Here is a 20,878-nt window from a genome sequence, read left to right as displayed (position 1 = left end):
AACTGGGAAGACAGGATCGGCGAGACGTCCCGCGCAAGAAGCGGGCCGGCTCGCCGGCCTTTTCGTCTGACTGCATGGCAGGCCGTGGCTTATCTTGTTGCCGCTCTGGTGATCCTGCCGATCCTGACCATTGCCGGCACGGCAGCGGGCGGAGACGGTGAGCTGTGGTCGCACGTGCTGGCAAATGTATTGCCGCAAGCCACGAAGAACACAGCGCTGTTGCTTATCGGGGCTGGCTGTATAGCCGCAGTTGTCGGGACTGGTACAGCATGGCTCGTCTCAGCTTACGACTTTCGCGGGCGTGGCGTGCTCGAGTGGGCTCTGCTGCTGCCTCTGGCCGTTCCCACCTACATCATGGCTTATGCCTATCTTGATGTTCTGAGCCCGCTGGGCCCGGTGCAGGGGGTGATCCGAGCGATGCTCGGATATGACAGCCCGCGCGATTTCCGGCTGCCCGACCTACGGTCGATGTGGGGCGCGATCATGGTCTTCGGGCTGGTGCTCTATCCCTACGTCTACCTGACGACACGGGCTATGTTTCTGACGCAGGCCGCTAATCAGATCGAAGTGGCACGAACACTTGGGGCAGGGCCGTTCAGCGTCTTCTGGCGGGTGGTTCTGCCACTAGCGCGTCCGGCGATCGCCGTGGGAACGAGCCTGGCGCTTATGGAGGCGCTCAATGACGTGGGCGCCGCGCAGTTTCTCGGGGTGCGGACGCTGACGGCATCCGTCTACACGACATGGATCATTCGCTCCGATCTGCCCGGCGCGGCGCAGATCGCCATCGCCATGCTGATCGTCGTGGTGGCGCTGATTTCGCTCGAACGCTGGGCCCGGCGAAAGCAAAGTTTCGCGGCTGGTGTGCAGCGGGCACGGCCAATGCAGCCGCAGAGACTGACAGGCGTAAAGTCAGGGCTGGCGTTCGCTCTCGGGGCGCTGCCGGTACTCATCGGGTTCGTAGGACCGGGGCTTTACCTTCTGGTTGAGGCGATCGAGCGCATAGAGTTTGCAGGCTTCTCCGGCGCGCTCATCAGCGCGACACTGAATACGGTCGCGTATTCGGCAATAGCGACGATACTGGTCGTGGCATTGGGCTTCGTGCTGGCTTACGCCGCCCGGATTGGCTCTGGGCGGCTGACGACAGCGTCTACGCGGCTCGCCGTGCTCGGATATGCGATGCCAGGAACCGTGCTGGGCATTGGCATTCTGGTGCCGGTGGCTTTTTTCGACCGAACGCTCGATGCGACCATGCAGGCATGGTTCGGCTACTCGACGGGACTGTTGCTGCTCGGCTCCGGTGCGGCGATGATCTACGCGTACTCGGTGCGGTTCATGGCAATCTCCGCAGGCGGTATCGAGGCGGGCTTCAGCCGCATTCCGCTGGCTTACGACCATGCGGCGAGGACGCTCGGGCAGACCGCGACCGGCACCATGCTGCGGGTGCATCTGCCGCTCTCGAAGCGGGCGCTGGTGGCGGCGGGTCTGCTGGTGTTCGTCGATTGCATGAAGGAGCTTCCGGCAACTTTGCTGCTGCGCCCGCTCAACGTCGAGACGCTTTCGACCATGCTTTATGGCGAGGCCGTGCGTGGAACCTATGAGAATGCGGCTGTTGCGGCGCTGATCATCGTGGCGATCGGCATGCTGCCGGTGGTGTTGCTGGCACGTACGGGACGCATGGAGAGCTAGCTCTAGATCACGAGCCTCAGATGGTGATCCCATTCGGGGGCAGTGCGGTCTTCGGGGCGCAGGCTTTCGAAGCGATCGGGGCCGGTGACCGCGATGGCGCCGCGGCCACTGGTCGAGAGCAGGCTTTGTTCGCCGAGCGGGGCGATTCCGCAGCCATCCGCGAGCTGTTGCATGCCAAGATATCTGCCGGTTGTTGCATCCCAGTAGGCGATCATGCCGCCACGCGGAGATGCGGCGGCAACCACTGTGCCGGAGCGGTCGACGGCGATGGAGCCGACATAGTTGTCCATCTGGCGAAGCACATCGGGCGGGGCGAAGAACAGTTCGATGTCGCGGCCGCGGCGATGCCGGCCGATGAGCGGCGGCCGCTCGGTGCGCGGCCCCTGATGCTGGCAGCCGAACCAGACGGCGCCATCTGCCGAGACAGCCAGATGGCGGATCGAGAGCTGGTGCAACGCGGGCGGCAGGGTGGCGACCTCGAGAAGGTCACCGGTTTCGATATCAGAATAGGCGAGACTCGGACGCATATCGGCAAGGTTCAGATCGATGCCATCATAATCGGGATGCGTGAGAATGCCGCCATTGCCGGTGACCAGGGTCCGCCCATCGGGCATTAGAATGGCCTCGTGCGGGCCGACGCCACCCGTTGTGAATTCGCCAATCCGGCGGTTGCCGCCGGCGACGTCATAGACGCCAATCACGCCGCGCCCGGCGTCATAATCGTTCTCAGTCGCAAACAGCAGACGGCCATTGCTGCCAAAGGCCCCGTGTCCGAAGAAATGCCGCTCCGGGTCGACAGGCAGTGCGACAGGTTCAGTGCTGCCATCGAGCGATAAGAGGACGGCAAACCTGCCGGGGGATCGGGCGAAGGCGACGGCGCGGTTTCCCTCGGCGTCGATGGCGAAGGAATGGCCGCGATCCTCGAGCGGCAGGACCAGCTGGTCCTTGCCGCGCTCATCAATTATCGCCGCTTCATAGTTCTGTCCGACCCGCCGCGCGCCGATATAGAGCGCCTGCGAAGGCAGTTCCGACGCCCAGCCGAGGCTGGTCTGCCCCAGGGCCGAGGCCGCAAGGGCCAGAAAGGTGCGCCGATCAATCGCCGTCGAGCGCATTGAAGCCCATCACGAGACCGATCGCGCCGGTCAGCATGTCATGCACGGTGGTGTTGGCATAGCCGATTGTCAGGCCGGCATAGCGCAGCTTCTCCCAACCTGCGGCATCATAGAATGCTGCCTCTACCGGGGTTTCGATACTCAGCAATGCATCACGCGCAGATTGCAGATCAAATCGGAGGGTCGATACGACCGTCGCGGCGTTAAGCCCGAGCGTGTCTTCGAGTTGCGTTGCGGCGACGAGGCGATCAAGACCGTTCAAATGCGCTGCCAGCAGCTGGAAGGTCAGGTCGCTGCGCCACAGTGGGGCGCGTCTAGGCGCGGCAGTTTCCAGGGACTCGCCCGCGGCTGGTCCGAGCTCAGCGTTCATGGTGAACTGCAGAGTGGTCGCCAGCGCCTTCACGAACTCGTTCGCGACTTCGCGGTTGTCGCGGTAGAGTTCGCGATCGGGGCCTGGCTCTGTGAACGCGGCGTGAAAGTCGCTGCCTTCGCGCCAACGGTCTTCAATTTCGACCGCCAAACCGTGCAGATTCTCCGCGGCTGCTGCTGCATAGTTGCAGCGGAAGGCATCATCGCCCGTCGCTAGCTGTTCGGCACCAGAGCCCCACAGGAGGTATTCGAGCGCCGGCATCCCCTGTACCGCGATACTTTTTTCGGCGAGGGTATCCGCGCTCGTGGCTGTAGACTCTTGTTCAGCAAGCACTTCCTGAACCTGCCGAAGGATAACGCCGCGCGGGTCTGGCCAAAAGAAGAGGCGTTCATAGCGGTTCTCGCTCGTCAGCGGGCCAAAGCGAAGCACCGACAGCTCACCCCAGGTGGTCACCACGTCGGCAAAGCTCTCCCGCATGCTGTTCAGCGCTTGTGGAGACGGTGTGGTGCAAAGGGCCGTACCGGATGCGGCGAGGTTCTCGGTTGCGGCGGAAAATTCGGTCGTGACCGGTATAGCAAAGCCATCCGCAATGTTCCGACCGAAGTCCGGACCGATCAACGGTTCGTCCGCCAGGACGGGTGAGCTGGAGAACAGTCCAACGATCAGGGTGGCAACATGCAGAATGCGCATTACAGCGACTCCAGATAGGTCAGCAGCGCCTCTCGGTCGCCAGGTTGCAGGGCGACGACCGCATCGCGCGCAGCTTGTGCTTCGCCACCATGCCAGACGATCGCTTTCAGAATGGTTCGGGCGCGCCCGTCATGAAGAAACGTTGCTTCGTCGTTGACCGTGCCGGTGAGGCCAATACCCCAGAGCGGCGGTGTGCGCCACTCGCGACCATTTGCCTGACCTTCCGAACGATTGTCCGCGAGGCCTTCGCCCATGTCGTGAAGAAGCATATCCGTGTAGGGCCAGATCAGTTGAAACCGCTGTGCTTCGTGGCCGGCATCGCGACTGGTGACGAATTTCGGCGTGTGGCAGCTCGTGCACCCGCTCTCGTAGAAAATCTGCTTGCCGCGCAGGACCTCTTCATCCTCGACATCTCGGCGCGCGGGAACCCCCAGATTGCGCGAGTAGAAGCTGACAAGTTCGAGGAGTTCACCAGGCACTTCCTGATCGCCAAGATGTTCCTGGGCGCCATGCGGGAGTTCGAGGCATTCTGTCTGGCGTTCTGTACAGTCACCCCAATGGCTGGGGGTCAGGGGTGAGGAGAGCCCCATATCGCCCGAGAAGGCGTGCGCCGTCTGCATGGCCACATCAGGTTGCGCAGCCTTCCAGCCGAAGCGCCCGAGAACAGGATCTCCGTGTTCATTCAGGGCCCAATTGGGCCGCCCGGAAATGCCGTCCCCATCGCTGTCCTCTGGATCGGCAAGCGCGAGAATATCCGAGGGGTGGATAGCCTCGAGTAGTCCCATGCCGATCATGGGCGGGGCTACACGCGCCGAAAGCATCATGTCGTCGCCGAAGGCGCCATAGCCCGGATTGGACAGGGTGAGCGTGGGCTTGCGTAGCGAAACGGTCTCGCCGCCGGCCAACGACACCTCGATGTCTTCGTAACTCACGCTGACACGCGCTTCGGCCGGTATGCCGGCAGCAGCGAAGTCCTGGATCTGGAGGCCGTAAGATGGGTGAGGGGCAGCGGGAATGAGGCTTTCGGCGATCGCCAGCTGCTGTTCTTCATCAGGTGGCACCGAGACCCTCACCAGCATCGTCGTGGCGGGGTCGTCCGCATCCAACGGCGCGTGACCACGGCCGTCCTTGATATGGCAAGATTGGCAGGAACGGGCGTTGAACAGTGGTCCCAGACCATCGGACGCCAATGTCGAGGACGGCGAGGTAGCCCAATCCTTGCGGAAAAGCCCGTTTCCGAGCAGGAACGACTCCTGGTCCTCGAATGAAAGATTGCCGGAGGGATTCGAGAAAGCGTTTGCGTTTATCGGTTTGGTGGACGTGGCCGCTCCGGCCTGCATGGCCTCGAATGCTTCGGCTGCATCAAAGCTGCCGGCAGGCTGCGTGACTTGCTGGACCCGCTCGCGATCGCTTTTGCTGAGGTCGAGGCGCAGATATCCATCGCTGGCCCAAGGGGCAGCTGCGAAAATACAGATAGTGGCTAAGCCGGCCAGTAAGGTGGTTTTTTGCATGGTAGTCCTGGGGCCGGAGGGATACTCCGGCCCCGAATAAAATCAACCGAAGACTGCGTTCGGGCTATCGAGACTGTCGGATCCCTCGATCTCGATCCCTTCGATGTTGAGCGCGTCGATAATCCGCTCGAGGGTGCGGGTGTGATCGACGAGACCATCGATCGCAGCCTGAACCACGGCATTCCCTTCCGTGTTACCTTCGCCGATCATCTGGTCATACGCCTCGGTGTCGTCACCACGAGCCTTGAGATCTTCGAAGGCAGCGACGGTAGCGCCCAGCTTTTGATCCATTTCGCTGGCCAAAGCTTCATCGGTCTCGGCAACGTAGTCCGCAAGGCTCGGGCCCTCGACTGTGTCGCCGTCGACCCCTTCATAGGTGCCAGTCCAGACGTTCCTGATGCCCATGACATCGTAGTAGTGCGAATTATGGGTGTTGTCGGAGAAGCAGTCGTGCTCTTCCTCGGGGTCGTTGAGCAGCAGACCGAGCTTCATGCGCTCGCCCGCCAGTTCGCCGTATGACAGCGAACCGAGGCCGGTGAGCATTGCCGCAATACCTGCTCCGGGATCGGCGGTCAGTTCGGTACGGGCAGCGCCATTGTCCTGCCAGTTCCCGACCATCTCCTCGAGATCGCTCACGAGAAGATCGGCTGCAGCGGAAAGATAATCGGCGCGGCGTTCGCAATTGCCGCCGGTGCAGTTCTCGGTATCGAAATCTGTGACCGGGCGGGTTCCGCTTCCGGCGTTAGTCCCGTTCAGATCCTGGCCCCAGAGCAAAAACTCGATGGCATGGTAGCCGGTGGCGACATTGGCCTCGACACCGCCGACCTCATGCAATTGCGCGAGAACATCGGGATTGATCTCGCTGACGTCGATATCGACGCCACCGGAAGAGACACGATCGTTCGCAATTACATTGACGGTGTAGAACGCGTTGACGTCGGACTCGCCGCCATAGGAGCTGTCGACATAGTCGATCAGTCCTTCATCAAGAGGCCAGGCGTTCACTTTGCCTTCCCAATCGTCAACGATTGCATTGCCAAAGCGATAGGCTTCGGTCTGCTGATACGGTACGCGAGCCGCAAGCCATGCCTGCTTCGCGGCTTCCAGGTTCGCCTCTGTCGGTTCCGAAATCAGCGTCTCGACTGCTTCCTGCAGCGTCTGCGCAGTCTCCAGGCTGTCCTCGTAAGTGGCCTGTGCGATATCGGCGTAGGTCTCAACGACATCAGCAGCTTCTACGGCAGCGGCACCTTGCGTGGCGATGACAGCTATGGCAGCGCCTGCCATGGCGGTGGCGAAAGTTCGAGCCATTGGTTTTCCCCCAAGCGGAATGAGCGTAGCGGCCGACAAAGCCCTGCCGGCCAATAAATGTGAGCATCATACTCATGTTTCGACTAGCTCAGAAACGGACCGTTATCAAGGGGCGGACTTAGCTGCGGTTTCGCATTTCGCTCTGACGCATGGGCATTGAATCAACCAGGGCAAAGAGCTCCTCGATTGCTACAGGGGAGTCGCGGCGCAGCTTCTCGCCGCCATCCTTTCCAACCAGCACCACCGCAAACTGAGGCTCATTATGCCAGTTCTTGCGCAGAGCTGCGCCATCGGATGGAGACACATCGCCCGCGACGACGTTTGTTCTTGATCCCGAGATCTGCACGACAATCATGTCGCGGTCTCTGAAACCAGCGATGTCGCTTCTGATCCGATCAAGCTGGTTCTGCACCGCCGGATCCTCATCCTCGCCGAAAAGCAGCAGGGTGCGATACTTCCATCTATACTCTTCCAAGCCGTGCAATTGTCGTCTCCGATTGGTGGTGCAGGATTCGACGCGTCAAACGTCACCAGCGTTGCATTGCCGGATGAAATAGTTTTGGCAACTCAGGAGCGTTATCGGCGCTTCTTGAAAAGCTGATAACCAAACAACAGGGAGATGGGTGATGAAGACCTACACATTGCCGAACAGCCAGACCGAAGTATCCAGCGTTATCCTCGGCCTGATGCGCATTGCCGACAAGAGCGATGATGAGATCCGTGCGCTTGTCCAGACAGCGCAGGACGTGGGCATCAATTTCATCGATCATGCAGATATTTACGGCGGCGAGCGCCACTTTTGCGAGAAGCGTTTTGGCGACGCCATGCAGCTTACCGCTGCAGACAGAGAGAAGCTCATCATCCAGAGCAAGGTGGGTATCCGCAAAGGCTTTTTCGACTTCTCAGCAGAACACATAAGGCAGTCGGTAGATGGCTCATTGAGTGCCCTCAAGACGGATTATCTCGACATCCTGCTACTGCACCGCCCCGACACACTTGTGGAGCCGGATGAGGTGGCAGAGGTCTTCGATGAGCTGCACGCCGCAGGAAAGGTCAGGCAGTTCGGCGTATCCAACCATACCCCTGGCCAGGTTGAATTGCTGAAGACATCGGTGACGCAACCGCTTATCGTCAATCAGGTGCAGTTGAGCGTGACGCATGCGCCGATCATCGCCAGCGGCATTGCGGCGAACATGGCGGGGCTCGACCAGTCGATCGACCGCGACAACGGGATTCTGGACTATTCCCGCCGCACCGGAATGATGCTGCAGGCCTGGTCGCCGTTCCAGAAAGGCTTCTTTGACGGGGTGTTCATCGGGGACCGCGATCATTTCGCCGAGCTCAATGATGTGCTGGATGAGCTTGCCGAGCAGCATGGCGTAACGCCGACGGGCATTGCTGTAGCCTGGATTACGCGCCATCCTGCCAACATTCAGGTTGTGCTGGGAACGACCAAGCCGCACCGCGTAAAGCAATCCGCAGAAGGCTCGGATGTGACACTCAGCCGGGAAGAGTGGTACCGGATCTTTACCGCTGCAGGACACACTCTGCCTTAAAGCACATATCTGCGGGGCGGTTGCGAACGAACCGGAAACAGAGTTCAGTCCCGGCATGACTGCTGCTGTTGATGATTCGCCTCTCGCGCTCCCCGAAGATGACTATCTGTCCGGGCTGAACAACGACCAGCGCGCCGCCGTTGAACACGGAGTGGGCGAGCTGGTTGCTGGGCCTCTTTTGGTGATAGCGGGGGCCGGGTCCGGCAAGACGAACACTTTGGCGCATCGGGTGGCCCACCTGATCGTCAAGGGTGCCGATCCGCGACGCATCCTGCTGATGACGTTCTCGCGACGCGCTGCTTCGGAGATGACGCGGCGCGTCGAGCGCATTGCGGCGCGGGTGATGGGCGACAAGGCCTCCGTTCTGACAGAGGGGCTGACCTGGGCCGGGACATTTCACGGCATCGGCGCAAGACTGCTGCGCGACTACGCCTTGGAAATCGGGCTCGACCCGGCTTTCACCATCCATGATCGCGAGGATTCCGCCGATCTGATGAACCTCGTGCGTCATGAGCTGGGGCTTTCAAAGACCGAGAGCCGGTTTCCCGCGAAGGGCACGTGCCTAGCCATCTACTCGCGTGCGGTGAACGCCCAATCGGCAATCGAGCCAATTCTGACGCGGCATTTCCCGTGGTGCATCGGCTGGGCCGAGGAGTTGAAGCGACTGTTTGCGGCTTATGTCGAGGTGAAGCAGGCCGAGAATGTGCTGGATTACGACGACCTGCTGCTTTGGTGGTCGCAGATGTGTACGGAGCCGGCGATCACCGAGCATATGGGAGCACGGTTCGACCACATCCTGGTGGACGAGTATCAGGACACGAACCGACTCCAGGCTTCGATCCTGCTGGCGCTGAAGCCGCAGGGGCGTGGGCTGACGGTCGTGGGTGACGACGCGCAATCGATCTACTCGTTCCGCGCGGCCGAAGTGCGCAACATTCTCGATTTCCCGGCGCATTTCGAAGAGCCGGCGCGGGTGGTGATGCTGGAGCGGAACTATCGCTCGACGGACGCGATACTCGGCGCAGCCAATGCGGTTATCGAACAGGCAAGCGAACGCTATGCGAAGCGGCTGTGGACGGAGCGCCGTTCAGCAGAAAAGCCGCAGCTGGTGACGGTGCGCGACGAGGCGGAGCAGGCAAACTATGTCTGCGAGCGCGTTCTGGCAGAACGCGAGGCCGGTACGGGCCTCAAGAGCCAGGCAGTGTTGTTTCGCGCCTCGCATCATTCCGGACCGCTCGAGATCGAACTGACGCGGCGCAACATTCCTTTCGTCAAGTTCGGCGGGCTGAAGTTTCTCGATTCCGCGCATGTGAAGGATGTTCTCGCCCTTTTGAGGTTCGCCGAAAACCCCCGGGATCGGGTGGCAGCGTTCCGCGTGATGCAGTTGATGCCGGGCGTCGGCCCCTCGACAGCGGCGGCGGCGATGGAGGCCATGGATAGGGCACTCGATCCATCGCTGGGCCTGCAATTCTTCAAGGCGCCAGCACGCGCAGAGGCGGAATGGCCGGGGTTTGTCGAGCTATTCGCGTCGCTGCGGCAGCGCTCATCCTGGCCGGCGGACCTCGAGCACGTGCGGCTCTGGTACGAGCCGCATCTCGAGCGGCTGCATGAAGATGCCGGCATGCGCCGAGCGGATTTGTTGCAGCTCGAGCAGATCGCCGCGGGGTATCCGTCGCGTGAACGTTTTCTGACCGAATTGACCCTTGATCCGCCCGATGCAACGAGCGACGAGGCCGGGCCGCCGCTGCGTGATGAAGACTATCTGATCCTGTCGACGATCCATTCGGCAAAGGGGCAGGAGTGGACGAATGTCTTCGTGCTCAACGGCGTTGAGGTGCATTCCGTCGGATCTGTCGACAGGTGAGCGGGACGAGCTCGAAGAGGAGCGACGGCTTCTATATGTGGCGATGACGCGGGCCAAGGACAGCCTGCACCTGATCACACCGCAGCGCTTCTTCGTCCATGGGCAGGCGGCGCGCGGCGACCGGCATGTTTATGCCTCCCGGACGCGGTTCATTCCCGATGCGATCCTCGACAACTTCGCACTTACTAGTTGGCCGCCCGCCGGATCAGCGCACGAGCGTGCGCCGCGGCCCGACATACGTGTGGACCTGAAGGCGCGGATCGGCGGCATGTGGGGCTAGCCCTACATCCGCAGGTGGAACCGCTATGGTTGGGCGGCGGTTGTTCGGTTTCTGGCGCATGGTCAGAACCGGGGGATACATGGCACGCACGTCAAGACGCGACGCACCAGTTTCAGTGAGGTCCAAGAAGGACATTCAGATCGATAGCGCGCGCTACAGCGAGCTGGATCGGCTGGCAAACACGCTTGATTCCAAGTGGCGGATACCCGGAACCGGGATCCGGTTTGGGGTGGACGCGGTCGCTGGTCTGATTCCCGGTGTTGGCGATGCGGCGGCGGCGGTTATCTCCGGCTACCTGATTTTGCAGGCGGCGCGGCTGGGCGTTCCTCGCTCGACATTGGCCAGAATGGTCGGAAACGTTGCCGTGGACACGGTGTTCGGCAGTATTCCAATCTTGGGATCGGTGTTCGACATCTTTTTCAAGGCGAACAACAGGAACATCAAGCTGGTGCGAGAAGCTGCCGGTCGCGATAAGTCTCAGCCACCGCGTTCATGACGTCGGGTGTGTTGTCGCCAGCTTGTCCAGCCGTTCGGCGATCTGATCGAGACGCGCGAGCAATGCCGCGTTGGATAGGTGATGACTTTCGTAGCTGCGGCGGCGTTTGCGAAATGACTTTCGCGCATCACTGGCGTCAGCGATGACGGAACTGTGCTCTGGCAGAGCTGAAGATATCACGATGATCCCGCCGCAGTTCCTGCACTCAACCGAGCTGCCAGATGCCACCCGCCACGCAGGCACGCGAAACGCCGTGTAGCAGTGAGAACAGAGCATTGTGGTGTGTGCGGATACGTTCATTCATGCCATCATTGGATATGTCATATTTATGACAGCAGATGGTGAGCCGAACCTTAAGAGCGGGGAGGGCTGGCAGGTTTCGCATTCAGTACTTTCTGCCCGGCCGCGGACGGTAGGCAGGAACGGTCCATCCCAGGTGCAACCCGCCACTGCGCACTGCGAACGCTACCACGAAGGCAAGACCAGCAGCCCAGGCCCTCGGCAGGCCCATGGCATTGCACGCCACATAGACCACGCCTGCCGCCATTGCCGCCGCGACGTAGACCTCGTGGCGCATAAGAACGGACGGCTCATTGGCGATGATGTCTCGCAACACGCCGCCGAATATGCCGGTCAGCATGCCCATGACGACGGCCACGGTCTCGGAATTGGTGACTGCAAGGCCCTTGTAGGCACCGAACACGCCATAGGCCGAAAGCGCTACCGCATCGAACCACAAGAGCAGGCGGTATCGTGATTCAATAAGATGCGCGGTGAAGAAGACGATCACCGCCGCGATAGCGCAAGCGAGCACGTAGAACTGCTGCTCGACCCAGAATACCGGGACGCCAAGGATCAGGTCCCGCACTGTTCCACCACCGAGGCCGGTAATGGCGGCGAGGAACATGAAGCCGATAATGTCGAGCTGCTTGCGTGACGCCGCCAGAGCTCCTGTCGCGGCAAACAGGGCAACACCCAGATAGTCCAGCAGAATGATCGCGTTCACGTCGGGCCTCCGATGCAGTGGCGACTATTTTGCATGGATTCTCAAGGATGGGCACCTGAGACGACTGCCGAGCAGTCGCCTGTCTCAATCCACGAGGCGATTGGCGACGATATCCAAACTTGACACAGTGTAAAGTTCCTGGCAGATCACTGCCATTCTTGACACCATGTAAAGTTAAAGGAGCAGCCATGAAAGTCGCCGTATTTGGAGCCACGGGCACCGTAGGCCGTCTAGCAGTCATAGAAATGCTTGCCGAAGGGCATGAGGTCACTGCTTTTGCCCGGGATCCGCAAAAGCTGAAGGAAAATGATCCCCGCCTCACCCGTTTCGCTGGAGACGCGCTCCATTTCGAGGACGTCGCAGCGGCGATCAAAGGGCAGGACGCCGTGGTGGTCACGCTGGGTGCCGGAACGTCTCGCAATAGTCACGTCCGATCCGCCGGCACCATGAATGTTATTCGTGCGATGCAGCGCCACGGGGTGAGGAGGCTGATTTGCCAGTCGACACTCGGCACCCATGAAAGCTGGGACAACCTCAATTTCTTCTGGAAGCGCATAATGTTCGGCGCCCTGCTGCGCCCGGTTTTCAAGGACCATGAATTGCAGGAACAGCTGGTGCGCGCTTCGGGGCTTGATTGGACGATCGTTCGGCCCAGCGCTTTCACCGATGGCCCTGGCCTCGGCAACTTCATCGAGGACGTGCCGACCTCTGCACGGCGACTGACCCTCAAGATAACGCGCGCTGATGTCGCCAGTTTTCTAAGCCGGCAACTGCACGACACCGTCTACATCGAGCGAGCCGTAGGCTTGTCCAGCTAGCCGTAGGGGAGCTTCACAATGCCTACCGATCTCGCCGTTCCGGGTCTGCACCTGCTTTCGATTGCAATTGCTGTCGTCGGCGGCGTCTTTCTGACCTTCTCCGATTTCGTCATGCGCTCGCTTGCAGCCGCAGAACGGAATGCCGGCATTCAAAGCATGCAGTTGATCAACCGCAAGGTGTATCGCTCGGTGTTCATTGTGCTGCTGATCGGCCTCGTACCCGCTTCGATCGTCATGGCCGCACTTGTTGCGATCAATGCGGGGACACAGGCCAGCATCTTCGCCATGGCTGGAGCTATCACCTATACGTTTGGCGTCATGGGTGTGACTGCGGCCGGAAACGTGCCTATGAACAAGCGGCTGGACGCAATGACTCTCAACGTGCCCAAGACTCTTGGATACTGGTCGACATATCTGGCTCGGTGGACGGCATTGAACACTGTTCGCGTAATCGCCTCCATCGCCAGCGCGGCGCTGTTTTCGATTGGCGCGCAAGCGCTTTGATCACCAAGATGCTGCAATAGCACATGGTCACGGTCGACGACGTTTCCGAGCGAAACCCGACCGTGACGGAATGATCGATGGGAGAATGACCTAGGGGCCAGGTAAGGTCCCAGTGGGCTCAAGGCTCATATTGCGCTGCTTGCCCCCTTGTGCAGTTATTCAGGTGCAGCGCTCTCTCCGGCGAGAGCTAAACCCAATTTATCGCTCGAGTCACACCATGCAGCCAGTCCATTCTGATTTCGCGCAATCCGCGGACGGCACGTCGATAGCTTACTGGTCCGTCGGAAGTGGACCGGTGATAGTGCTGGTTGCGGGGGCATTCAACGATCACAACACCGGTGCAGAATTCGCCGCCGAGCTCTCCGCGAGCTACACAGTAGTCACCTATGATCGTAGAGGGCGAGGCGTCAGTGGTGACGCGGCACATTATGCGCCAGTCCGAGAGATCGAGGATCTTGCCGCCGTGATTGGTGCTCACGGCGATACGGCAATCGCAATCGGATTTTCATCGGGCGCATCCTTGGCCCTTATGGCGGCCGCGGCAGCATTGCCAATTTCCAAGCTCGTCCTCATCGACGCGCCCTGGATGCTCTCCGAGGCTCGTGTCCGACCTGACCCGGAACTTGCGGCGCGCCTTCGCAGTCTCGTCAAAGCTGGCAATCCCGGCGAGGCAGTTGAACTGTTTCAGCGCGACTATGTCGGTATTCCGGAGGACGTCATCGTGCACATGCGAAATGCGCCTTTCCGGCCGTTCCTGGAAAAGATGGCATTAAGCACCTCCTATGATGCAGAGATCATGAGAGATCTTCGGCTGCCAAACGACATTCTGCCCAACGTCACGCAGCCGGTCCTCGTGCTGACCGGGGAGAAAAGTCCGCCCTGGATGGCGGAAACTGCGGCCACGATCGCGAAGAAACTACCGGAAGGCGAAAGCGATATTGTCGCCGGCATCGGGCATGACTTGGTTCCGGCGATCATACCGTACTTGACTGATTTCCTAGAGAGGCAGCGGAGTTAACTCGTGCCTCGGGTGACGCTTGATCGGTAGACCATAGTGCGGTGACCGAAACAGCAAGTGCCAGATTCCCCGTGGATTTCAGGCGCGTTCAGCAGGCAACGCGTTCCGGATCGGGGCACCGGGTCGGAAATGCGTTCCCGTGACATTGCCGAGTGCAACGCCGCCCAATAACAACATAAGGCCAAGCGCCAGCGGCGAGAAGAACGCTTCTTCCTGCAGGATTGAGTTGGCGCTGATGGAAATAATGCCGATTACTGGAAAGAACAGCAGCCGATCTCCGGTATAGCGGAACGCGCGCCAGCAAGCGCGGGCGATCAGAAACAGCAGGCCATAAACGGAGATGCTCATGATGCCCATCTGATAAATCAGAACGCCAAATGCGCTTTCCAGCGGTATTGAAGCCGCGCCCTGCATCTGCGCCTGCTGCCAGTCGAGGTCGACCGTCGTGCTCGATAGATTGCCGCCGAATCCCAGCCCTTGGCCGATCGGGTTAGAAATGAATTCGCGAAGCCCGGCAAACAGCCCCAGGACATGATAATCCGAGGTGCCACCTACAAGGATCGATGCTGCAACCCACAGCATGCAGCCGAAGATGACGCCACCCAGTGCAAAGCGCGGACCAAACATTGCGGTGGCGATGCGGGCCAGGACCAGCAGTACGAACATCACCAGTGCGCCCTTGGAGCCAATGATAAGGATCAGTGGAAAGGCGAGGAGGGGAAGCAGCCAGCGCCCACTGAACATCAGCCATGCGGCGAAGATGGCCAGCGCGTAGGCATAGGCAATGGAGTGAAAGTTCGGGCCGCCGATGCGGAAGACCTTCGGCAGGACCCCGTCGAACATGGCGAGGTTGAAGGCGTTCGTGGTCATGACGTCTTCAAGGTTGCGCAGCACGAAGCCGGTTTCCTCCAGCGCCTTTTCCCACATGCCGGACTGGATCTGTCGCCAGATGTCGAGCTTCACATACTCGTCGCCATGAAAGAGCGAGAGGAAATCCATGGTGAAGATGAGCTCGAGATAGCCGTAGGCGACTGCGAAGCCGGCGCAGATGGTCACCAGTCGGGCCAGATCAATGCGCCATGTGCTTGCCGCGATCAACGCGATGTAAAAGCAGGCGACCGGCGTAACGATGTTGCGGAAGTAGATGATCGCATCCTTGGGCAGGCCGCGAACAATGCCAAGCCCGAGATAGACCATCACCACACTCCCCACGGCAACGCCGATCACCATCCAGCGCCTCATGGCCGGATTCGAGAGGAAGCGTGGCTGCAAGGCGGCTGCAAGGAACATGCCGAAAACAGCCATCAGGATGACGAAATTCGCACCGCGCATGGTGTCGAAGGTGTCATTCGTGCCGATGTAAGGTGTGTACCAGGCGACGACCATGTTCTGCAGCAGGAACGATGCGATGACGATCGCCACGGCGCTGGCCGGCATCACGAAAACCATGAGCGCCGACAGCAGGAAGGTGGCCAGAATGCCAAAGGGCACGGAGATCGCAAAAGCCGACACTGCAACAATGATGGCGACGACGGCCAGCGTGACATGCAGAAGCGTCTCGGCGAGACCGGGGGGCAGGTGCAGGCGAGAACCGGCGATGTCGGTCATGACAGCAGCGCGTCGATGACGCCTTCATCGAAACTGTTATGACGGGCCCGATCGGTCACGAAGCCGAAGCCGCGGTCAACCTCCCAATAAACCCACCCGATGCCGTTGAATTCCGCTGCCTCGCGCACGGCCCGGGTCCAGGTTGCACGGCTTTGAGCATCAGCGCAGAAGCGGGCGGCTCCGAATTCGCCAAGCATTAGCGGTATTCCGTGGCGCCGCGACCATGCAGCGGCTGTGGCGAAATGCTCTGCGATGGCCGCTGTGGTCCAGTTGGTCTTGAATTCGGTTTCGAGAATAGAGCGGCCCGACGGCTCAAGCGTGTTGGCCAAGGCTTGCACGGGCCTGTCGCTATATCGCGCGGGGAAGGGCAGGTCTTGAAACCGCGAATAGGCTGACCTCATCCAGGTTTCACACTGATGCGTGAACCCCATCGGCCAATAATAGTGGACGACGGCGATGCTGTTGTCGTCGTCGAGGGGCGGTTCATGCTCGAGTTCCCAAATGCCTTGCACTCGTGCGGGGCCCCACAGCAGGACGTGCTTTGGTGCGCGATGACGCACGATGGCGGCAATGCTCGCGCGAAGGCTCAGCCAATCGGAGGTTTCGAACTGAGGCTCGTTGAGCAGTTCAGCAAACACCGTGTCCGGGTCCGTGTCGGCCAATAGGGGTGCCAGACTTTGCCAGGCTGAGGTTATCTCATTCGCACTGGCGTCGCCCATGTGCACGTCCAGGATGGTCCGGAAACCCGCCTTGGAGAGCATGCGCAGGGCGATCTCGATCGGCTCTAGCGGGTCGCTGCCAATGTCGCGAAAATCTATTGGCAGACGGACGGTCTCAAACCCCTTGTGCCGCAATGCCATCAACGTTTCGTTCGACGGGGGCAACGGATCTGCAGAGATCCAGCCGGGGATGGCGAAGCCGCGCGTCGGCATGCGTTGTGTATCGGCGGCCAGCGGCAGTGCCGGTAACAGGCTCGACGCCAGAAGGCCGGCTGTCACTGCACGCCGGGACAAAAGCACGGCTCTAACCCGCAGCCAGCACGAGAGCGGGACGAGCCGCCGGGGGCGTGAATGCTATGTCAGCCGGATTGCGTCTCACTTCGCCTTGGGCCAGCGCCTCAACGGTCACATCGACTGGATGGATGTGCGCATCGCCGTCTTGCACGAAGATGAAATCATGCTGGGCAGATTGCCTGCTGGAATTTGCGTTGCCGTGAATGTGCACTTCGGCGCCGATCCGGGCGAACCCAAGTGCGGCGACGCGCATGGCACTTGCGCTGTTGGCGCCAGTGAAAGCGACAACGAACGGCCGTGAGTGTTCCGGCAGACGTCCGATCACATCGCGTACAAGGGTCTGTACGGAGGCAACAAGCGGCGTGTCGTTGGCGCTGAAGATCTCGCTTCGAGCCGCGGCAAGCGAGGCGGGGTGAGGTTCGCGGCGGATCTGTGCCTGCGGCACGAGCGACGGCTTGCGGCCCGGCGTTTTCTCCGTGCTCGGGGACGCCGACTTGCGCGGCTTTGGTGAGGGGGCAGGGGCATTTTGGGTGCGACTGTCTGCCAGCACGAGAGCAATCCCACAGCCGGCCAGAAATCCGAGGACCGCCGCTACCGGCAGCATCAGCGAGGGCTTCGGCCACACCGGTTGAGGCGGCGCGACAGCACCCGAGATGATCTCGACACGCGAGCTTTGCATGTTCGCGATCTGCGAAGTCTCTTTCGAGCGCTGCATGAAATCGGCGAGAACGGTGCGGGTTGCGTCGGCGCGCGCCTGCAACTGGCGCAGTTCGATCTGGGCGACGCTCGAGGCCGCACCGCTCTGGCGTAGCTCCTCGATACGGCTCTGCAAGCGATCGACCTTGCCTTGGACCGCGTCTCTATCGGACGCCAGCTGCCGGGTGAAGCGCTCCGCTTCGGAGGTGAGAAGGCTTGAGATCGAATCGAGCTCCGCTTGCGCCTGCACGACGCTTGGATGGCGCGAGCCGAATGTCGAACTCACGTTCGCAAGTGCTGCGGCGGCAAGATTGTATTGATCGCGCATCCGGCCAATTTCGGGAGACGCGGAGATGTCGCTCGTCATGGCAAGTTCGCCGGGCGAGGTGCCGGCGGCGACGGCCTGCTCATACCTTGCCTGCAGTTGCGCCAACTCGTCCTGCGCGGTTGCGAGTTGCCCGGCCGACAGGTCGATCTGGGACTGCAAGGTGCCGCCGGTCGAGCTATCGAAAATGCTGTTGTCAGCCTTGAACCGTTCGACGGCCAATTCGGCGTCGGCGACTTCGTTCTGAAGTTCGACGATCTTGCTGTCCAATTCCGCATTGACCGCGTCGACTGCGCTGGTCATCTGCGCCTGCGTTCTCGCAATGTAATTTTCGACAACAGTATTGGCGATCAGCGCTGCCTTGTCCGGGTCGCCGAGCTTCACTGAGACGTTGATGACGTAAGTGAGCCCTTCGCGAGATACAGAAACGGTCTTGCGGAACTTCTCGAAGCTGATCTCGTCTCTGGAGCCCTGGGGCGTGCCGAGCAGGCGAGACAGCATGCCAGAGCCGGCGGCGAAGTCTGGGTCGCTGTCGAGTTCCAATTGCCGATAGACATCGAGCAGGAGATCCCGGGACGCAATAATCGAGACCTGGCTGGTTATCGCCGCGCTATCAGTGCCGATACCCGGTAAGACGCTCTCGATATCGGTGCTGTTGATGTCGCGGGGATCCACCAGGATGGAAGCGGTCGCAACATAGTTTGGCTTGGCAGTCGCAACATAGGCAATCGACAGCGCAATTGCCCCAAGCGTGATCAGCAGAATGAGAAGGCGGTGGCGCCAGAGTCTATTCCATACGGCCCGGATGTCGAACAAGGTCGCCGGCGCATAATCAAAGAGCATCGAGTTCATGAGCTTGGTCCACAACTGTTGTGCGGACACTACCAAGGCGTAAATGGGCAACCAACGTTATAGCTTTGTTAACGCTAACACCTACGGTTTTACTAAAAGGCCATTCACTAAGCGGGCTTTGGCGTGGCGGGGTTGTTTGCGGACTTGCCCAGTACCGCGCGGTCGCGAAGAGCGTCGCGCAGCTTGAACATGGTGCGACCGGCGAATGCGACGACCGGTCTTGCCGCGTAGTCTATGCTGGTTGGCACGAAAACCGGCTTTGCGCTCTTGCCGGTGAACCCGCTTTTGAAAATTCTGAGGCCCTCAACGCCATCGGTAGCACCGAGATTGTACCACTGGGCGCGGGTGTTTGCCTTGAGCCACATAGCGACACTCCATTGCATGAAGTGCCCCGCATTGACAGGGAGCGCAGCGTCGGCCGTAGCGCCGTACAGATAGTGGGCTTGCGTACCGGCTGTTAATACCACCGCTCCCACCACCGCAGTCTCTCCTTGTCGAACGAAGAACAGGCGAGGGCGTAATGACTGCTCTTCAGTCTTCATCATGGCTTCCAGGGTGTGGTATGCGGACCGGTCATCAAATCCCTTGCGCGCCAGCATTTCGGCATAGAGACGATCCATTTCCGGCAGGCCGTCAGCGCCAGCCACCTCGAAGGTAAGTCCGCTTTGCTCGGCCTTCTTCAAGTGGTGCCGCCACTTGCCCGCAAGGTTCTGGCGCATTTGCGCTTCAGTCTGTGCCAGGTCCAGCACGTGAACGTAGGGATCGGGCCATGACCGCGAGCTTCGGAAGCCGCGCTCGAGAGCAAGGCCTTGATCATCCGGATCACCATCGCATACCGGCGGCGTCCAAACCGTCACCATCATGCGGCGACGGTCGCCGTATTCTTTGGCGAGCGCGTCGATCATGGCTGCACGGACCGTCGGTGCATCGGTGTCGCGACGACGCAGGATTGGCCCCCAGTGGGTCGAAGCGAGCTTACCCAAGAACGGCATTGGGCGGATGACCATCAAAGCACCGCCGACAATCTCTCCGGCGCGGGAAAACAGGACGGGCTCTACGATACGCCCCGGCCCCTTCGCCGTTTCATAGTTTGCCAGCTGATACCGTGACACTTCATCGAAATCAGCAATGTTGGTGTGCCAAGTGCTGTGGTTTACCGGAATGAGATCGAGGTGCGGTAGGACACTACGATTGCTATCAAGCGGCATGGTCGGCGGCTCCCGTAGGGTCCAAATTCATGTGAATGGTATCGATGCCTTTGCCCCACTGGGCGAAGTATCGAGAGTTCTTTCCGTAAGAGTTGTCGTGCAGTGTGACGGTGCGGCCCAGCAGGAGCCCGAATATGGCTCCGTGTAGCCTGGAGGTTATCCACGGATCGTTGATAACAAGCCGTGAGGCGAGCTCACCGATCACGCGCTTGACCGCGCGATGGTGTCCGCGCTGGATCGCGGGAGTGGAGAGGTTGACGCGCCCTGCGACCATGGCTGCCAGGCGATAGCGGCCGATGGCGGCCTTATCTGCGAAGGTCAGGAGGTCCTTCCAATCTCTACCGCCGGCAATACCAGTGGTGCCGCTGGCCTCGACATCGCGCCGCATCAAATACAGCGGTGCGCTCCCCCTAAAGGTGCGCAGCAGCTCAAACTCATCGTAGAGCCGGTGGGCCATGTCGGGGAGCGGCATCACCTTGTCAGTGAAGTGTGCCTTGGCAAGGCTTTCGCTGTGGGTGTCGCGGACAGCGATGGTGAGGTTGGGGTGGCGTTGAAAATGCGATGCACTTTGGCGCATCGCGTCTTCCGTCTTAAAGTGGAACGACTGGGGCATGACGACCACGGGCTTGTCCGGGAATCGTCCGACGATCTGTTCGCGCAGGTTTTGATGTGCCGGATAGATATCGCCGAAATTGCCGCCGCCATGGCAGACAATAACGTCACAATCGGCAAGGCTGTCGAATGCGCGTGGCCCGGCATCGAAAATGCAAAAGGAGGTCGCAATCTCGTTGCCATTGGCCTGGAAAAAATTCAGGGCGCCAAGATAGATCAACAGATCGCCGACATTGGCGTGCATTGGATAGTCGACATATCCCACGCGTGCGCCAGACGGTATTGCGCTGCGCAATTGGTCGGTGAGAGCTGACAGCTCGCGCATCCTGTGGGCCGAGCCGACCG

The 20,878-nt window shown here is 60.5% G+C and carries 17 protein-coding genes and 1 pseudogene; 7 read left to right on the top strand and 11 right to left on the bottom strand.

The genetic code is table 11. The features are described 5' to 3' along the window. Positions 1 to 15: 15 nt before the first annotated feature. On the top strand, positions 16 to 1,686 hold the full coding sequence (locus IE127_RS01750) for an ABC transporter permease (protein ID WP_373297295.1): 1,671 nt from the start codon (positions 16 to 18) through the stop codon (positions 1,684 to 1,686). Between the two features lie 2 nt (positions 1,687 to 1,688). Here the strand turns inward: IE127_RS01750 and IE127_RS01745 are convergent, their stop codons facing one another. The 5 genes from IE127_RS01745 to IE127_RS01725 form a co-directional block, all read right to left on the bottom strand. Next, positions 1,689 to 2,798 (bottom strand): DUF1513 domain-containing protein, encoded by a 1,110-nt coding sequence (locus IE127_RS01745; protein WP_189422799.1) that lies wholly within the window; start codon positions 2,796 to 2,798, stop codon positions 1,689 to 1,691. Beyond that, positions 2,779 to 3,858: an imelysin family protein gene (locus IE127_RS01740; protein WP_189422797.1), complete on the bottom strand. Its 1,080-nt coding sequence runs from the start codon at positions 3,856 to 3,858 to the stop codon at positions 2,779 to 2,781. Before IE127_RS01740 ends, IE127_RS01745 begins: the two co-directional genes overlap by 20 nt. Then, positions 3,858 to 5,369, bottom strand: coding sequence for a di-heme oxidoreductase family protein (locus IE127_RS01735; protein WP_189422795.1), 1,512 nt, complete (start codon positions 5,367 to 5,369; stop codon positions 3,858 to 3,860). Before IE127_RS01735 ends, IE127_RS01740 begins: the two co-directional genes overlap by 1 nt. A 42-nt stretch (positions 5,370 to 5,411) precedes the next feature. Beyond that, entirely contained in the window at positions 5,412 to 6,677 is a 1,266-nt protein-coding gene (locus tag IE127_RS01730) for an imelysin family protein (protein WP_189422793.1), read from the bottom strand. A gap of 118 nt (positions 6,678 to 6,795) precedes the next feature. Beyond that, on the bottom strand, positions 6,796 to 7,161 hold the full coding sequence (locus IE127_RS01725) for a DUF4174 domain-containing protein (protein WP_189422791.1): 366 nt from the start codon (positions 7,159 to 7,161) through the stop codon (positions 6,796 to 6,798). A 142-nt stretch (positions 7,162 to 7,303) separates the two neighbouring features. On the opposite strand from IE127_RS01725, the gene IE127_RS01720 reads away from it, so the two are divergent. From IE127_RS01720 to IE127_RS01710, 3 genes and pseudogenes are all read left to right on the top strand, one after another. Then, positions 7,304 to 8,233, top strand: a complete 930-nt coding sequence (locus IE127_RS01720) for an aldo/keto reductase (RefSeq protein WP_189422790.1) — start codon at positions 7,304 to 7,306, stop codon at positions 8,231 to 8,233. A 55-nt stretch (positions 8,234 to 8,288) separates the two neighbouring features. After that, a pseudogene (locus IE127_RS01715) lies at positions 8,289 to 10,377 on the top strand (ATP-dependent helicase). 79 nt (positions 10,378 to 10,456) lie between these two features. After that, the gene (locus IE127_RS01710) at positions 10,457 to 10,873 is read left to right on the top strand and encodes a DUF4112 domain-containing protein (RefSeq protein ID WP_189422788.1); all 417 of its coding nucleotides are present in this window, start codon (positions 10,457 to 10,459) and stop codon (positions 10,871 to 10,873) included. Positions 10,874 to 11,258: 385 nt separating this feature from the next. Here the strand turns inward: IE127_RS01710 and IE127_RS01705 are convergent, their stop codons facing one another. Continuing rightward, a complete protein-coding gene (locus IE127_RS01705; protein WP_189422786.1) occupies positions 11,259 to 11,879 on the bottom strand; it encodes a trimeric intracellular cation channel family protein in 621 nt (206 codons plus the stop codon). A gap of 188 nt (positions 11,880 to 12,067) precedes the next feature. On the opposite strand from IE127_RS01705, the gene IE127_RS01700 reads away from it, so the two are divergent. From IE127_RS01700 to IE127_RS01690, 3 genes are all read left to right on the top strand, one after another. Continuing rightward, positions 12,068 to 12,697, top strand: a complete 630-nt coding sequence (locus IE127_RS01700; RefSeq protein WP_189422784.1) for an NAD(P)-dependent oxidoreductase — start codon at positions 12,068 to 12,070, stop codon at positions 12,695 to 12,697. A gap of 18 nt (positions 12,698 to 12,715) precedes the next feature. After that, positions 12,716 to 13,201, top strand: a complete 486-nt coding sequence (locus IE127_RS01695) for an anthrone oxygenase family protein (protein ID WP_189422782.1) — start codon at positions 12,716 to 12,718, stop codon at positions 13,199 to 13,201. A 217-nt stretch (positions 13,202 to 13,418) separates the two neighbouring features. Further along, positions 13,419 to 14,219: an alpha/beta fold hydrolase gene (locus IE127_RS01690; protein WP_189422780.1), complete on the top strand. Its 801-nt coding sequence runs from the start codon at positions 13,419 to 13,421 to the stop codon at positions 14,217 to 14,219. A 78-nt stretch (positions 14,220 to 14,297) separates the two neighbouring features. On the opposite strand, the gene IE127_RS01685 is transcribed toward IE127_RS01690, so the two are convergent. From IE127_RS01685 to IE127_RS01665, 5 genes are all read right to left on the bottom strand, one after another. Then, a complete protein-coding gene (locus IE127_RS01685; RefSeq protein ID WP_189422778.1) occupies positions 14,298 to 15,827 on the bottom strand; it encodes a hypothetical protein in 1,530 nt (509 codons plus the stop codon). Then, positions 15,824 to 16,840, bottom strand: a complete 1,017-nt coding sequence (locus IE127_RS01680) for a glycoside hydrolase family 5 protein (RefSeq protein WP_189422777.1) — start codon at positions 16,838 to 16,840, stop codon at positions 15,824 to 15,826. Before IE127_RS01680 ends, IE127_RS01685 begins: the two co-directional genes overlap by 4 nt. A gap of 10 nt (positions 16,841 to 16,850) precedes the next feature. Then, positions 16,851 to 18,713: a GumC family protein gene (locus tag IE127_RS01675; RefSeq protein WP_189422776.1), complete on the bottom strand. Its 1,863-nt coding sequence runs from the start codon at positions 18,711 to 18,713 to the stop codon at positions 16,851 to 16,853. A 107-nt stretch (positions 18,714 to 18,820) separates the two neighbouring features. Beyond that, positions 18,821 to 19,921: a lipid II:glycine glycyltransferase FemX gene (locus IE127_RS01670; RefSeq protein ID WP_189422775.1), complete on the bottom strand. Its 1,101-nt coding sequence runs from the start codon at positions 19,919 to 19,921 to the stop codon at positions 18,821 to 18,823. After that, positions 19,911 to 20,777, bottom strand: coding sequence for a polysaccharide pyruvyl transferase family protein (locus IE127_RS01665; RefSeq protein WP_189422774.1), 867 nt, complete (start codon positions 20,775 to 20,777; stop codon positions 19,911 to 19,913). Before IE127_RS01665 ends, IE127_RS01670 begins: the two co-directional genes overlap by 11 nt. Between the last annotated feature and the right edge of the window lie 101 nt (positions 20,778 to 20,878).

This window comes from Devosia pacifica (assembly GCF_014652635.1).
Taxonomy (GTDB): domain Bacteria; phylum Pseudomonadota; class Alphaproteobacteria; order Rhizobiales; family Devosiaceae; genus Devosia; species Devosia pacifica.
Note: the sequence above shows the minus strand (reverse complement) of the source record. Positions and strands in the feature narration are given on the sequence as shown.